A 15694-nucleotide genomic window follows, 5' to 3' on the forward strand; every position below is an offset into this window, starting at 1 on the left:
ATGGCAGATTCGGGCGAGGAATCCGACATGCGGTTGCTCGTCGTCGGACTCGATGCCGGGTGTCGACCCGTCCTCGAGCCGTTGTTCGACTCCGGGACGGTACCGACGCTCGCTCGGCTGTTCGAGAGCGGGACGAGCGGTCCGCTCGAGTCCCAGATTCCGCCGTGGACGGCCAGCGCCTGGCCGTCGCTGTACACGGGCAAGAACCCAGGAAAACACGGCGTCTACGACTTCCTCTCGTTCGACGGCTACGACTGGGACGTGGTGAACGCGACCCACGTTCGCGAACGGCCGGTGTGGGAGCTCCTGAGCGACCACGGCCACTCGAGCGTCGTCGTCAACGTTCCCGTCACGCACCCGCCTCGGGAGTTCGACGGCGCGTTGATTCCCGGGTTGACCGCGCCGGAGGATCCGCCGTGTCACCCCGACGGGATCCTCGAGGACGTGAAACTGGCCTGTAACGGCTACCGGATCTATCCCCGGAGCGGGCCGGAACCCGCCCGCTCGATCGAGGCCTACGAGCGAACGATCGAGTGTCGCGGGAAGGCGTTTCGGTACCTCTGTCGGCGGGTCGCCCCGGCGTTTGGCTTCCTGCAGTTCCAGGTCACCGACAGCGTCTTCCACGAACGGCCCGGCGACAAGGCGGCGATCGAAGCCGTCTACGAGGCGGTGGACCGACAGCTCGCGAAGACGCTCGAGGAAGTCGACCCCGAGAACGTCCTGGTCGTCAGCGACCACGGCATGGGGCGGGTGTCCGGCCCCGAGTTTCGAGTCAACGAGTACCTCCGCGAGGAGGGGTTCGTGACTGCGAAACGCGGCGGTGAGGGGATGCCCAACTGGACGGCGGCCTGGGAGAACGACCTGCTCGAGGGCGAGGACGCGGGCGATAGCGATCGGGGCCTCCTCGAGCGAGGGATGAACCTCGCCGCGAACGCCGGGATCACGACCCAGCGCGTCGCGGGCGCGCTCGCTCGAGTCGGCCTGAAAGAGCCGATCGGGAGACGGATCCCCGACGGAGTGATTCGGGCGGCCAGCGAACAGGTCGACTTCCGCGAGTCGCGGGCCTACATGCGATCCAAGAGCGAACTCGGCGTTCGGATCAACCTCGAGGGGCGCGAACCCGACGGCGTCGTCCCCGAGTCCGAGTACGAGGCCGTCCGCGAGGAACTGATCGACGCCCTGCGAGGCGTCCGAACGCCGGAGGGTGATCCGGTGTTCGAGGCCGTCGAACCCAGGGAGACGTTCTTCGAGGGGCCTCACCTCGAGCGGGCCCCCGACGTCGTTACCGTCCCCGCCGACTTCGACGTCGGCCTGGGGGCCGCCCTGGGGCAGGGACAGTTCGGCGATCCGATCGACCCCTGGAACCACAAGCGAACGGGGATCGTCGCCGCCGCCGGACCCGCCTTCGACGAGGACGCCTCGCTCGAGGACGCCGACGCGTCGATCTTCGACGTCGCGCCGACGATCTGTTCGCTGTTCGACGTGCCCGTCGACAGGGAGATGGACGGGACGTCGCTGCCGATCGTCGAGGAGACGACGGCAACCGAGTATCCGGCGTACGACTCCGAGCCGATCGTGCCGACCGACGACAGCACCGTCGAAGACCACCTTTCGGATCTTGGCTATCTATGAGCGTCGAGGTGACCCTCTACAACCCACGGACCGACGCCGACGAGTGGAACCGATTCGTCGAACGCTCCGACGGGACGAACCCGTTCTTCCGCGCCGAGGCGCTCCGTCTCCAGGCCGAGGAAACGGGGACGAGACCGCACCTCCTGTCGGGCTTCAAGGGCCAGGAGCCGGTCGGGATCTTCCCCGTCTTCGAGTACAGCAAGGGGCCGATCACCGGTGCGTTCTCACCCGCGCCACGCTCCTGGTCGCCCTATCTCGGCCCCGCCGTGTTGAACGTCGACAAACTCAAACGGCGAAAAGCCGACCGCCGGATCAAACGCTTCCTCGAGGGCTGTCTCGAGTGGATCGACGAGGAACTCTCGCCGATGTACACGAAGTTCGTCGCGGCCGAGTTCGAGGACGTTAGACCGTTCGTCTGGAACGAGTACGACGTCCAGCCCGGCTACACCTACGTTGTCGACCTCGACGGCGACGAGGACGCCCTCCTGAAGCGGTTCAGCAGCGACGCCAGGAGCAACGTCCGCAACGCCGACGAGGAGCGGTACGCCATCGAGGAGGGCGACGCGACGGACGTCGAACGGATCGTCCACCAGGTCGCTCGCCGCTACGAGGACCAGGGCCGACCGTTCCACCTGAGCCCCGATTTCGCCCGACGGGCGTACGAGCGCCTCCCCGAGGGGTCGCTACGGCCGTACGCCTGTCGCGTCGACGGCGAGTTCGTCGGCGGCATCCTCGTCGTCGAGTCGGACCGCACCCGCTACCGGTGGCAGGGCGGCGTCAAGCCCGACACCGACGTCGACCTGCCGATCAACGATCTGCTGGACTGGCACGTCATGCGCGACGGCCTCGAGAGCGGCATCGAGCGCTACGACATGGTCGGTGCCGGCGTCCCGAGCATCAACCGCTACAAGGCGAAGTTCAACCCACGACTCGAGACGCACTTCGAAATCACGTCGGGCGCGTTCGGTCTCGACCTCGTGGTCGATCGATACCGAAAACTTCGCTAACGCCTCGACCCCCGTCGACGCGATCAGCGAGGGGGTCGATCCTCACGGGATCCAGTACTTCGACCGGCGGGCGTCCTCGAGACAGACGCGGCTGGCGACCAGGTCCTGCTCCTCGAGTTTGCCCAGCGCGTACCTGACGGTCCGCGAGCAGAGCCGCGATTCCGCCGCGATCTCGGCCTGGGTCATCGCACCCTCGTACTCGAGGACCTTGTAGACGAGTTTCGCGCTGGGCGAGAGGTCGCCGATCGCCGAATCGTCGTCGACGTCAGTGTCGTGGTCGGTTGCGCTCATGTGATCGATATCGTGGCCCGACGTTCAGGCCGCGACCATATATACGACCGCGACAGTTCAGAAATATAGGGTCGAACTACCGTCGGCCCGTTCGCCCTGAACCGGCCGGTTCGGCCGGCTGACGGCAGCGGCTTCGTCGACGACGGCCGTCGTCCTCGATCGGTCGAGTCGTGGGTCGCGAACGGATCGCTCCCGGCCGGCGAATCAGCCGTTAACGTCCACATAGTAAGGCCACGCCCCCACCCATCAGTGCGTATGTTCGGAACGAGCGGGATCCGCGGTCCCGTCGGGGAGGAAGTGACCGCAGCGCTGGCACTGTCGGTCGGGCGAGCGGTCGCATCGGACGGCTACGAGACGGTCGTTCTCGGACGAGACGTCAGGGATAGCGGCTCGATGCTCGCCGACGCCGTGGCCGCCGGACTCAACGAGTGTGGCGGGGACGTTCTCGAGGTGGGCGTCGAGGCGACGCCGACGGTGGCACGGGCCGTGAGTCGATACGGTGCCGACGCCGGAATCGTGATCACGGCGTCGCACAATCCCCCGACGGACAACGGGCTCAAACTCTGGACGCCGTCGGGGAAGGCCTTCGGCCCGGAACAGCGCGAGTCGATCGCCCGCCGCGTCCGCGAGGGCGACTACGCGTTCGCGGACTGGGACGAGGTCGGCCGACGGAGTCGGCGGGACGACGCCCGTGACCACCACGCCGAACGGATCCGTGAGGCCGTCTCGATCGACGAATCGCCGTCCGTCGCCGTCGATCTGGGCAACGGTGCGGGGGCGATCACCCCCGCGGTGCTCGACGACCTCGGCTGTCACGTCCGCACGCTGAACGGCCAGCAGGACGGCTCGTTCCCCGGTCGGCCGAGCGAACCGAACGCGGAGACGCTCGAGGAGTTGGCGAGACTGGTCGCCGAGACCGACGCCGAGGTGGGGATCGCCCACGACGGCGACGCCGATCGGATGGTCGCGGTCGACGAAACCGGGACGTTCGTCCCGAAGGACGTGCTGTTGGCGATATTCGCCCGACGCGCCGCTGGCGAGGGGGATCGAATCGCCGCGCCCGTCGATACGAGCCTCGCGGTCGACGACGCCGTCGCCGACGCCGGGGCGACGGTGACGAGGACCAGGGTCGGTGACGTCTACGTCGCCGAACGAACGACGGCCGACGACGTCGTCTTCGGTGGCGAACCGAGCGGGGCCTGGATCTGGCCCGGGGAAACCCGGTGTCCTGACGGCCCGCTTGCGGCGGCGAAACTCGTCGAACTGGTGGCCGCTCACGGGCCGCTATCCGCGCTCGTCGAGGACGTCGACCGGTATCCGATCCGGCGCGAGTCCTACGAGGTCGACGAGAAGGACGCCGTCGTGGCGTCGGTTCGTGATCGCCTCCGCGAGCGCTTCGAGGAAGTCGATACGAACGACGGCGTCCGGGTCGAAACCGACGAGGGGTGGTTCCTCGTCAGAGCCAGCGGGACCGAACCGGTCGTCCGGGTCACAGCAGAGGCCAGAACCGACGCACGGGCCGACGAACTGTTCGAACTGGCCGCTGGCGTCGTCTCGGACGCGGCGTAGCTGGCCCGGAAGCACGTTGCTGGAGTTCTACGGGGTGATGGGAACTCGAGCGGGTAGCTCCCGGCTCGAGCCGAGCGGGGGGACGAATCGACGCCGGTAATCCGCCACGACCGAACGTTATCTGGCTTCTTCCGGGATGAAATCGGACGTTTTCATCTCGCGATACGTCGCACAGTCGGGACAGGCGTGGACCACGTCGCGGTTGTCGCCGAACACGCGGGCGAACTGACGGGTTACCTGGTTTCCACAGTTGACACATCGGGGAGCGCTCGTCGCCTCACGGGACGTCATCGGCGTCCACTTCGCGTCGGTTGGTTCCGTCGACATCAACAGCCCGTAGCCACAGAACGGTATTTACTATAGACACCATAACTCGATTCCGATCGGTTAGTTTCGGATTTCAACCGTGACACTCCGTCGCACGAAACCGTTCCGAAATCCTGACAGAGACGCTCTCTCCGACCAGAAATTCAATATTTCTGTCCGGAAACGACTCGTTTTTCGGCCGCTCGAGGACCGAATCGAGGGGTCGATCGCTCCCGAGGTCGCCGTCACGTCGCGGTCGGTCTCGACCGGTCGTCGCGTGCGATGGAGCCGTCGCGCATCGACGAACGTCAGACCGGCGTCCGTCGGGGGATTACCGCGTTCCGGCGGTCGATCCCAGTAACAGACGTATAATTATCCGGCGTATCGGCGTAGTCGCGGGCGATGAAAGCAGTCGTTCTCGCGGCGGGCGAGGGAACCCGGATCCGACCGCTCTCCGAAGCAGTGCCGAAACCGATGCTACCCGTGGCCGACCGGCCGCTCGTCGCCCACACGGTCGACGCCGCCATCGACGCCGGCGCGGACGAAATCGTTCTCGTCGTCGGGTACGAGGCCGACTCCGTCAGATCGTACTTCGGCACCGCTTACCGGGACGTTCCTGTCACGTACGCCGTTCAGCACGAACAGGCGGGCACCGCTCACGCGGTTCGGGCCGCTCGAGACCACCTCGAGGGTCCGTTCGCCGTATTGAACGGCGACAACCTCTACGAACCGGCGTCGATCGAGCGATTGTTCGCGTCCGCGCCAGCCGTCTGTGCGGTCGAGGTCGAGGATCCCCGCCAGTACGGCGTGCTCAGTACCGACGCCGACGGCACCGTCGATCACATCGTCGAGAAACCCGCGGATCCCCCGACGAACCTGGCGAACGCGGGCGCGTACGCGTTCCCGTCGGAAGCACGCGAGTGGCTCGACGTCCCTCCGAGCGAACGCGGCGAGCACGAGATCACCGACGTCCTCGCCCGCGTGATCGAGGAGTACGCGGTGACGCCGGTAACGACCGACCGCTGGATGGACGTCGGTCGCCCATGGGAGTTGCTCGAGGCCAACGAGTGGAAACTGCACGAACTCGAGCGGCGCGTCGAGGGTGACGTCAGCGACGCGGCCCACCTCGAGGGCGACGTCGTCGTCGAGGCCGGCGCGACCGTCAAACCCGGTGCCGTCGTCGAGGGGCCGGTGTTGATCCGCGACGGGGCGACCGTCGGCCCGAACGCCTACGTTCGCGGGGCGACCCTCATCGAGGCGGACGTCTCGGTGGGCAACGCCGTCGAGATCAAAAACAGCGTCCTCTCGCAGGGAACGTCGGTCAGCCACCTCTCCTACGTCGGCGACAGCGTCCTGGGTCGCGACGTCAATTTCGGTGCCGGAACGACGGTCGCGAACCTCAGACACGACGACCGCGACGTCCGCCTGACGGTGAAAGACGACCGCGTCTCGACCGGTCGGCGGAAGTTCGGCGTCGTCGTCGGCGACGGCGTCAAGACCGGGATCAACTCGAGTCTCACGCCCGGGCTGAAACTCGACGCCGGCGCGACGACCAGACCCGGTGAAGTCGTCGAACGCGATCGGTGAATCGGGCGGGGAAGCGATCCGAACCGTCGCTCGATCGGGGATCTCGATCTCGAACCGAGTTATCACGTACGTGATGATTATTTGGAAAATTCGCCAGCAAACGGCCGATCCCGTAGCTATCAGGTGTGGGCTTTATAATACGACGGCCACCTTGTCGAACTGGAGGGTGTCGATCGGTATCACGCCATCACTCGATCACCGCACTCCCTCCAGTTCCGACTTCGCCGTCGCCGAGTACGGGTCGCATTCGACGGAGGCTCGCGGACGTGGGGCTACGGGGGTGGCCTCGCGTCCCGTTCCTCCCGAGATTCGTACTCGTTCCGAGTGGGGGCACTCCGGACGAACCGAGTGACGACGGAACGACGACGATCGTTCCTCGATCGCGTTCGATCGTGCAATCGTTCGACCGACTGAGAACACGGGGAGCGACGCGGCCAGCGACCGGTTACAGGTGGACCGTGGCCGATTCTTCCACGCTGCGGTGTTACTCGACGGTGACGCTTTTCGCCAGGTTCCGCGGTTTGTCGATCGGCCGACCCAGGTTGTCGGCGGCGTAGTAGGAGACGAGCTGGAGCTGGACGTTCGCCAGCAGGCCGGCGAGTTCGGGTTCCGTGTCGGGAATCGAGAGGTGCGCGTCCGCGACGTCGACGGCCCGGTGGTCGTCCGGACAGACGGCGATTACCGGCGCACCGCGGGTCTGGGCCTCCTCGGCGTTTTTCAGCGTCTTCTCGTCCTCCTCACCCACGAAGACCGCGAAGACGGGCGTCTCCGGCGTGACGAGCGCGAGCGGCCCGTGTTTGAGTTCGCCCGACGCGAACCCTTCGGCGTGTTCGTAGGTGATCTCCTTGAACTTCAACGCGCCCTCGAGCGCGACGGGATAGCCCAGCCCCCGCCCGATGAAGAAGTACGACCGGCTGTCCTCGTACCGGTCGGCGATATCCGGGGCGTCAGTCCCCTCGAGGACCGTCTCGATCGCCCCGGGGGCGTGCGAGAGTTCGGGGAGCAGCGACTCGAGGTCGGCCGCCGGCTGGCCGTGGCGATCGGCGGTGATCCGCTGGGCGAGCAGCGTCAGCATGACGACCTGCGAGGAGAACGTCTTGGTCGCGGCGACGCCGATCTCGGGGCCGGCCCGGATGAACACCGCGTCGTCGGCCTCGCGAGCGGCCGTCGAGCCGACGACGTTCGTGACGGCCAGCGTTCGAGCACCGTCGGCGGCTGCCTCACGGAGCGCGTTCAGCGTGTCCGCGGTCTCGCCGCTCTGGGTGACCGCGATCACGAGCGTGTTCTCGTCGACCGGCGGTGCCGAGACGCTGTACTCGTTGGCGAGCAGTGCCGTCGCCTCGACGTCGGCCTGTCGAAGGGTGAACGCGCCGTACAGCGCCGCGTGATACGACGTTCCACACGCGATCAACTGGACGCTGTCGACGTCCTCGAACGATCCGGGGCCGAAGCCCTCGAGCCTGATTCGACCCCGCTCCGGATCGATCCGCCCCTCGAGCGCCTGGGCCAGCGACGTCGGCTGCTCGTGGATCTCCTTCAGCATGAAGTGGTCGAACTCCCCTTTACCGGCCTGCTCGGGGTCCCAGTCGACGGTCTCGGGCTCCCTGCGGACGGGGTTGCCGTCGAGATCGGTACACTCGATGCCCGACTCGTCGACGATCACGACGTCGCCGTCCTCGAGGAAGACGACGCTGTCGGTGTACTCGAGAAACGCCGGCACGTCGCTGGCGAGGAAGAACTCGTCGTCCTCGATGCCGACGACGAGGGGCGATCCCTTGCGGGCCGCGTAGAGGACGTGTTCGTCCGACACCATCGCCGTGACGGCGTAGCTCCCCTCGAGGTCGTCGATGGCCTCCCGGAAGGCCGTCTCGCTCTCGAGACCCTCGTCGAGGTAGTACTGGATTAGGTGGGGGATGACCTCCGTGTCGGTGTCGCTGGTGAACTCACAGCCGCGTTCTTTGAGCCACTCCTTGAGTTCGGCGTAGTTCTCGATGATCCCGTTGTGGACGACCGCGACGTCGGTCGTCTCGTCCGTGTGCGGGTGTGCGTTCTCGTCGGTCGGCGGGCCGTGCGTGCTCCAGCGGGTGTGCCCGATGCCGACGTGGCCCTTCAGCGACCCCTCCTCGACGGAGTCTTTCAGTTCCTCGACCTCGCCGGATCGCTTCTCGATGGCGATGCCTGAGCCGTTCTGTACGGCGACCCCCGCCGAATCGTAGCCGCGGTACTCGAGGTTCTCGAGACCGGTCAACAGCGTTTCGATCGCGTCGTCGTCGCCGACGTGTCCGATGATCCCACACATCGTCGATCACCCACCTCCCGAACGCAGGTGGAGTCGCTGCCGCTCGCTTCCTTCGCCAGTGGGCCGTGAACGTCGACCCTTCCCTCCAGAGGGGCGAACCAGTGATGCGTGACGGGACGGCCGATACGTGGACATGAATGGATGCAGACACCCCCGAACTCATTACTATAGACGGACTACTGAACCGAGTAGCGTCACGGTAATTTCCGACTGAGTGGTCGTAACGTTCGCCGCGGCACGGTCCGATTTCCGTACCGCTACGAACGATTTGTGAACGATCGTCATGCTCCTATTCGAATAGGAGTCGATCGTTCCAAAACTGTCGGCAAACGCGTGCGTACGTCATGCAAACAGCAACCAAGGGAACGGATACTGCAGCGCAACGTACGTCTGTCGAGGGCTGAACCGCCGGTAACCGGCACCAACAGGAGTAGCTCGATCGACCGCTCGATTCATCGCTACGGCGAGGACTGCACTGGTGTCGGTAGTCACCACCGTAGTGATGACAACCCTGCGTCCGTCGACCGCTCCCACTCCCGACCACGAGCGGACGACACAGTCCGGAATTTGGACGACGGAAGTCGATCGTCCGTCGGCAACAGACTGCTGAAATGCGACGTTTTATTAGTCGGCCAGCCATCGTCTCCCGACGATAACGCCCGTTCCCTCGTGACGGCACCGCTGCCGAACCGCCGTGTCGATCCGGGTCGCCCATCCCGGCGGCGTTCGTCGATCCAAGATGAGTCTACGATACGTTCCCGCCACGCTCGAGTTGGGTCTCGAGGAGCCGGTGTTCGTCTTCGCGATCGCGATGGCGATCTTCCTGGTCGGTCCGTTGCTCGTCAAGCGGCTGGGCCAGCCCGGGATCGTCGGTATCGTCGTCTTCGGGGCACTCGTCGGTCCGGGAGCGCTCGGCGTCGTCGAACACTCGGCCGCGATCGAGCTACTCGGTGAAGTGGGGCTGATCTACCTGCTGTTTACGGTCGGTCTCGAGGTCGACATCCGTGGCTTCAGGGAAGCCCCACAACACGCGGCGCTGTTCGGACTGACGAGTTTCGGCCTGCCGTTCGTCGTCGGCACGGTCGTGAGCCACGCGATCCTCGGCTTCGACGCGTGGGCGTCGATGTTGCTGTCGGCGGTCTTTGCCTCCCACACGCTGCTCGCCTATCCGGTCGTCAACCGCCTGGGCGTGACGAAAAACCGGGCCGTGGCGGCCGTCTTCGGCGGCATCCTCTTTACGGATACGATCGCACTGATCGTCCTCGCCGTCGTCATGGGCGTCGTCGACGACGGTGGCGTGTCGCTCTGGCTCGTCGGCGACGTGGGACTCTCGCTGGCGCTGCTGTTCGGGAGTACGTGGTTCGTCCTCCCCTCGACGGGACGGTGGTTCTTCCAGAACGTCAGCGAGGAGAGCTACTTCGAGTTCCTGTTCGTGATGACGGTCATCTTCGCGACCGCGGCCCTCGCGCAACTGCTCGACATCGCGCCGATCCTGGGCGCGTTCGTCGCCGGCATCTCCCTCAACCGGCTGATCCCCGAAGGCGGGACCCTCATGAACCGCATCGAGTTCGTCGGCAACGCCTTCTTCATCCCCTTCTTCCTGTTGCACGTCGGCATGCTCGTCGACCTCGGCGTCGTCTTCGACGGGCCGCAGACCCTCTGGATCGCGGCCGTCGTCATCGCAACCATGTTCGTGACGAAGGCCGCGGCGGCGTGGCTCGTCGCCGAAGTGCAGGGCTATACGCGCCACGAACGCGACGTCATCTTCGGCCTCTCGACGGGCCAGGCCGCCGCCGCGCTCGCGATCACGATCCTCGGCGTCGACGCCGGCCTGTTCGGCTCCGCGACGCTCAACGCCGTCGTCCTGATGTTGCTCGTCACGGCGCTGATCAGCCCGTGGCTGACCGAACGCGCCGCCAGGGGCGTCGCCCTCGAGCGCGACGTCGCGGACGAGGGCGACCGGGCGACGGATCCGACGATCCTGTTGCCGCTGTCCCACAACGCGGAGTTACAGCAGCGCCTGCTGGAACTCTCGTTTCTCATCAAGGGCGACCGGGGCTCGGAACCGGTCAACGTGCTCACCGTGGTCCAGCCGAACCAGCGGGAGTCGACCCCGGAGCAGGTCGCCACGGTGCAGGCGGAACTGGACGAGATCGCCGCGGCCGGTAGCGCGGCCGAGGTGCCGATCGAGACCGAAACCCGGGTCAACCACAACGTCGCCTCCGGGATCGTCCAGGGTGCCATCGAGGTCCAGGCCGACCAGATCGTCATGGGCTGGGACGCCGGACAGAGCTTCCGCCATCGCATGTTCGGCAGCATCATCGACCAGGTGCTCGAGCGGTCGACGCTGCCGATCCTCGTCTCCCGACTCGGCCACCCGATCAACACGACCCGACGGATTTTCGTCGTCGTGCCGATCGGTGCCGACCACCACGAGGGGTTCTACGAGGCCGTCCACCTCGTGAAACGGATCGCCGTCGGGACCGGTGCCGACCTGCAGGTGATCGTCGTCGAGGGATCGGCCCACCAGTTCGAGGAACTGTTCGGCCTCGTCGAGGAGGACGTCGCCGCCGGGTTCCAGTCGGTCGATCGCTGGGATCGGTTACTGCCGCTGCTCGAGTCCCGCGCGGCGGACGACGACCTGATCGTCACCATCTCGCCGCGTCGCGGCGACGTCGGCTGGCACGGTCGCCTCGAGTCGCTACCGTCGGAACTGGTCGGACTGCCGCCGGAGTCGTTCCTCACGATCCACCCGCGACAGGGCGAACCGGAGTACGATCGCCAGTACCTGCGGTACGAGTAGCGACCCGGAACAGTGCCGGGGATGGTGTGGCGTCAGGAGAGCGTCGCGTCGCACAGTTCGCCGATCGCCCGTCGGAGCCGCTGAGAGACGGCCGACTTCGAGACGCCGAGGCGATCCGCGAGTTCGTCCTGGGAGATGCCCCGCGGGACGTCGAAGTAGCCTTCCTCGTGGGCGACCGACAGCAGTTCTTGCTGTTTCTCGGTCAGCGCGAGGACGCCGTCGTCGCCGTCGTCGGAGACCCGGAGGTGTTCGACCGCGACGGAAACGTCCCGGTCGCGACAGTACTCGTTGTACGCGACCAGGGCGTCACGACTCGGGAACCGCAGTTGGACCTGCCAGCCGTCGCGGGAACTCGTGATCTCGAGGACGCGCCCGTTCGCGTCGGCCGTACCGGCGACGAGATGGCGTGCGTGGTCGGCCAGGGCGACCCGATAGACGCGCCGGTCGGGGTACCGGTCGAGCAGCGTCGGCTCGCGGACCGTCGGGTCCATCTCGAGGGCCGATTCGAAGGCGTCGTAGGTGTCGCCGAAGACGGTGACGAACAGGAGGGTCCGGCCGGTCTCGATCGTCGTCCAGTACTCCGGCTCGAGGGTGACGTCCGCGACCCGCCGGAGGGTCGGCCGGAGCACGAGGTCGGGGTGGTCGAGACGGAGCTGTGCGATGATACCGCCGTCGGCCTGGGACTGGAGGGCCGAGCGCTCTACTTCGTGGTCGGCGACGTCGATACTCACGACGACATCCGCCGTCCGAGCGGACGACCGTAAGTGCTCGTTACCGAATACGCGCTCATTACGTAGCCGATTCGACCCCGAACACATGGTCGTAGACGCTATACACGGAACCGATCAGCCGTCTGTCGTCAATACCTATTCATCCGTCCAGATTCGTGATCGTTCGCGGGTGCAGGAAATAGTCGATTACTCGCCGGCTGAACGGGAGTAATCCCACGATACGGGTCCGGAGACGTCGGATACACGGCGAAACCCACGTGGGACTGACGGTCCGTCGAGCGAACGCACGGAAGCGAGCGTCGCACCTCCGCTGAACGGGATCCGCGGGCGAGAAAGCGTGAATTACTCCGCCTGCCGCTCGTCGAACAACAACTCGAGCAGCTTTCGCTGGGCGGTCCGGAGGTGCCGACTGAACGTCGGCTGGGAGACGCCGAGCGAGTCGGCGATCTCTTCGCCGGTGCTCTCGCGGGGCCAGGCGAAGAAGCCGCCGTGGTAGGCCGTCTCGAGGGTTCGAAGCTGTCGTTCCGAGAGGTGCTCGTGCACCGACGCGTCGAACGGCCGAGCGGGTTCGATCGATCGCTCCCGCTCGCGGCGGGCGACCAGTTCGGTCCGCGGGTACGTCGCCGCGAGCGCATCGAGGAACGAGCGCACGTCGACGGTCCCGGGAACGTCCACGACGAGTCGCGTGTGACCCTCGCTCGGCTCGAGCGATCGGAGCCGGCCGCCGCGGGCCGCGATCGGTTCCGCGACGGACGACTCCGAGAGGCGGAGTTCGATCGCCGTCCCGTCCCCGGCGTCGTCGACGACCCGGGCGGACTCGACGGCCTCGATCGATTCTGGGAGCGTCTCCACGGCCCCCTCGTCGGCGTTCGAGACGGTTCCGTACACGGTCGACCCACCCGACGACCGTGGAACGATCGCCCGGACCTCGAGCGGCCGGTCGAGGTGACGGACGGCCGCCGAGAGCGGTTCCGCATCTCGGAGGGCGAGTTCGAGTTCCGTCGTCGACTCGGCGAGCAACGCCTGCGTGCGCTCGAGCGAACCGATCGCGTGGCCGGCGACCGTCGCGAGGTGGTGGACGGCCCGCTGAAGACGGTCGTCGAACGCACCCGGATCGGTCGCGTAGATCGTCAGAACGCCGAACTGGAAGCCGTCGGCCTCGATTGGGACGCCGAGTGCCGAGCGAACGCCCGCCTCGCGGAGGGACGCCAGCCAGTCCGCCGCCGGATCGCCGGGTGCGAGTTCCGAACTCCCGAGGTCGTCGACGACCGTCAGTTCGCGACGGGCCGCCGTCCTGCCCGTCGGATCGGTCGCGTCCTCAGCGACGGGGATCGACGCCGACTCGAGGCGGTCCTCGTCGGTGCCGGCCCACGCCACGGGAGAGACGGTCTCGGTGCCCGTGTCGACGTGGCCGACCCAGGCGAACGCGGCGTCGCCGGCGAGCAGGGATCGGACGCCCTCGCAGAGGTGTCGTTCCACGCGGTCCCGACGATCCGCCTCGAGCACCTCCCGCTCGAGGTCGCGTATCCGTTCGGCCCGGGTCGCGACCGTCTCGACGCGGGACAGTTCCCGGCGACAGCGCTGGACCCGATCCCGGCTCTCGAGGCGATCCAGGGCGAGCGAGGCCGATTCGACGACCGTCTCGAGCGGCTCCGTCTCCAGCTCCTCGGCGGCGAACGGATCGGCGCTGACGGTCACGACGACCCCGTGGTCGCCCGCCGAAACGGCGACGGCGCGTTCCGCTCGAACCCCGGCGCGCGACAGCACCGAACGGAGTTCGCCGTCCTCGAGGGCGGTTCCGGCGTCGTCCTCGAGGAGGTCGACGAGGGGCGTGGCGTCGTACTCGATAGTCGGTGCGTCGGCGTCGTCGCTCGTCGCGACGGCGGCGGGCCGGAGTAGCCGTCCGTCGACGAGGTACCAGCCGACGACGTCGGCGTCCGTATACGTGTAGATCTCGTCGACGGCCGCTCGCCGGACGTCCGCCCGGGTGTCGGCCCGATCGAACGCGTCGATGGCGTCCCGGAGCGTCGACAGCGCCGCCGTCGACGACCGTCGAGCGTCGCGGACGATACAGCAGGTCCGCTCGTCGCCCGGCAGCGGCGCGACGAAGACCGCGACCGGCCGGGTCGCGCCGCCGACCTCGAGACGGCCCCGAACCGGCTCCATCCACCTGACGACCGTCGAGGCGGTCCGCTCTCGGATCGTCTCGGCCAGGTCCGCATCGAACACCGACTCGAGGTCGCGGCCGACCAGCGGGTCACCACCGGCCCACGTCGACAGCGGGCCGTTGGCGTACTGGATCGTCGATCCATCGAGGACCGCGATACCGTCCTCGAGCGCGTCGACGACCGACTCGAGCAAGGCGAGTCGGTCCCGATCCGTCGCCGGGAGACCTGCCTCGAGCGATTCGTCGGCCGATACCGATCGGGCCACTACGGTGATCCCGTCGTCGTCGGCCCCGGCCGTCACCTCGTAGCCGTCGTCCGTGGACGACCCGGCCCCGAATCGGACGACGGAGTCGGTCGCGGCGGCCCCACGGAGGCGATCGTAGAACGCGTTCCGGACGGTCTCGGGTAGGTACTGCCAGACGACCGCCCCGGGTTCGGGATCGCCGACGAACAGATCCTCGGCCGCGTCGTTCCAGGACCGCAGTTCCCACTCCGATCCGAGCGTGAACACCGCCACTGGGAGCCGATCGATGGCCGTCTCGAGCCCATCGTCGTCGGCGGCCGGTACCTCCGCGACGGTCGCCACGATGCCTTCGACCGCCGGGTCCGCGAGGCGGTTGGCCGCCGTCACCTCGGTCCGCACCCAGGTCCCGTCCGTCCGACCCACGCGAAGCGAGGTCGTCTCCGTCTCCCCGACGGCCGCCGACGCGACCGACTCGAGCGTCTCGCGGAGGGCCTCGCGGTCCTCGGGGTGGACGAGTCGCGACAGCGGCGTCCACTCGAGTTCGGCCGGCGTGTAGCCGAACCGGCGCTCGACCGCGGGATTGACCTCCGCGATGGTGCCGTCGGACTCGAGGACGCAGACGACGGCCGACGCGTTCGCGAGGATCGAGCGGGAGCGACGGTCACGCTCGCCGTCGGCAGTCCATCCACGGACGACGTTCGACACCCGGGTCGCGAGGACGCGAGGCGACTCGTCGGGAGCGACCACGTCGCTCGCGCCGCGTTCGAGCGCGCGGTCGGCGGCGTCGGTCACGGCCAGGATCGGCACCTCCTCGAGGGCGACGGACAGTGCCTGGAGCGGCGACTCATCGCTGTCCGGATCGAACTCACAGACCACGCTCCGGACGGTGCCGTCGGCCAGTCGATCCAGGGCGTTCGCGACAGTCCGCGATCGGAGGACGCTCTCGGGTTCGAGAACGGACTCGAGCGCGTCGGCGGTCGCGTCCATTCGCGGGGAGGTCCCGACGATCAGCACGCGACTGTCGTCGCCGAGCGCGACGGCGTTGCGGTCGCTCATC

The 15694-nt window shown here is 67.3% G+C and carries 10 protein-coding genes; 5 read left to right on the forward strand and 5 right to left on the reverse strand.

Annotated elements, in window-relative coordinates; all coding sequences use genetic code 11:
* The gene (locus TX79_RS02530; protein ID WP_049925553.1) at positions 1-1632 is read left to right on the forward strand and encodes an alkaline phosphatase family protein; all 1632 of its coding nucleotides are present in this window, start codon (positions 1-3) and stop codon (positions 1630-1632) included.
* Positions 1629-2639, forward strand: coding sequence for a lipid II:glycine glycyltransferase FemX (locus tag TX79_RS02535; protein WP_049925554.1), 1011 nt, complete (start codon positions 1629-1631; stop codon positions 2637-2639). Before TX79_RS02530 ends, TX79_RS02535 begins: the two co-directional genes overlap by 4 nt.
* Before the next feature lie 42 nt (positions 2640-2681).
* Here TX79_RS02535 and TX79_RS02540 read toward each other — a convergent pair whose 3' ends face one another.
* Positions 2682-2930, reverse strand: a complete 249-nt coding sequence (locus TX79_RS02540) for a MarR family transcriptional regulator (protein WP_049925555.1) — start codon at positions 2928-2930, stop codon at positions 2682-2684.
* A gap of 255 nt (positions 2931-3185) precedes the next feature.
* On the opposite strand from TX79_RS02540, the gene glmM reads away from it, so the two are divergent.
* Positions 3186-4499, forward strand: coding sequence for a phosphoglucosamine mutase (gene glmM, locus TX79_RS02545; RefSeq protein WP_049925557.1), 1314 nt, complete (start codon positions 3186-3188; stop codon positions 4497-4499).
* 117 nt (positions 4500-4616) lie between these two features.
* Here glmM and TX79_RS02550 read toward each other — a convergent pair whose 3' ends face one another.
* Entirely contained in the window at positions 4617-4826 is a 210-nt protein-coding gene (locus TX79_RS02550) for a DUF7563 family protein (protein ID WP_049925559.1), read from the reverse strand.
* 381 nt (positions 4827-5207) lie between these two features.
* Between TX79_RS02550 and glmU the strand changes: the two genes are divergently transcribed.
* Positions 5208-6392 (forward strand): bifunctional sugar-1-phosphate nucleotidylyltransferase/acetyltransferase, encoded by a 1185-nt coding sequence (gene glmU / locus TX79_RS02555; protein ID WP_049925560.1) that lies wholly within the window; start codon positions 5208-5210, stop codon positions 6390-6392.
* 484 nt (positions 6393-6876) lie between these two features.
* Here glmU and glmS read toward each other — a convergent pair whose 3' ends face one another.
* Positions 6877-8691: a glutamine--fructose-6-phosphate transaminase (isomerizing) gene (gene glmS / locus TX79_RS02560; RefSeq protein ID WP_049925563.1), complete on the reverse strand. Its 1815-nt coding sequence runs from the start codon at positions 8689-8691 to the stop codon at positions 6877-6879.
* 739 nt (positions 8692-9430) lie between these two features.
* On the opposite strand from glmS, the gene TX79_RS02565 reads away from it, so the two are divergent.
* Positions 9431-11494: a cation:proton antiporter gene (locus TX79_RS02565; protein WP_049928241.1), complete on the forward strand. Its 2064-nt coding sequence runs from the start codon at positions 9431-9433 to the stop codon at positions 11492-11494.
* Positions 11495-11526: 32 nt separating this feature from the next.
* On the opposite strand, the gene TX79_RS02570 is transcribed toward TX79_RS02565, so the two are convergent.
* A complete protein-coding gene (locus tag TX79_RS02570) occupies positions 11527-12225 on the reverse strand; it encodes a helix-turn-helix domain-containing protein (RefSeq protein ID WP_049925564.1) in 699 nt (232 codons plus the stop codon).
* A 342-nt stretch (positions 12226-12567) separates the two neighbouring features.
* The gene (locus TX79_RS02575) at positions 12568-15693 is read right to left on the reverse strand and encodes a bacterio-opsin activator domain-containing protein (RefSeq protein WP_049925566.1); all 3126 of its coding nucleotides are present in this window, start codon (positions 15691-15693) and stop codon (positions 12568-12570) included.
* Position 15694: the final 1 nt, after the last annotated feature.

Source organism: Halopiger goleimassiliensis, from assembly GCF_000455345.1.
GTDB lineage: Archaea > Halobacteriota > Halobacteria > Halobacteriales > Natrialbaceae > Halopiger_A > Halopiger_A goleimassiliensis.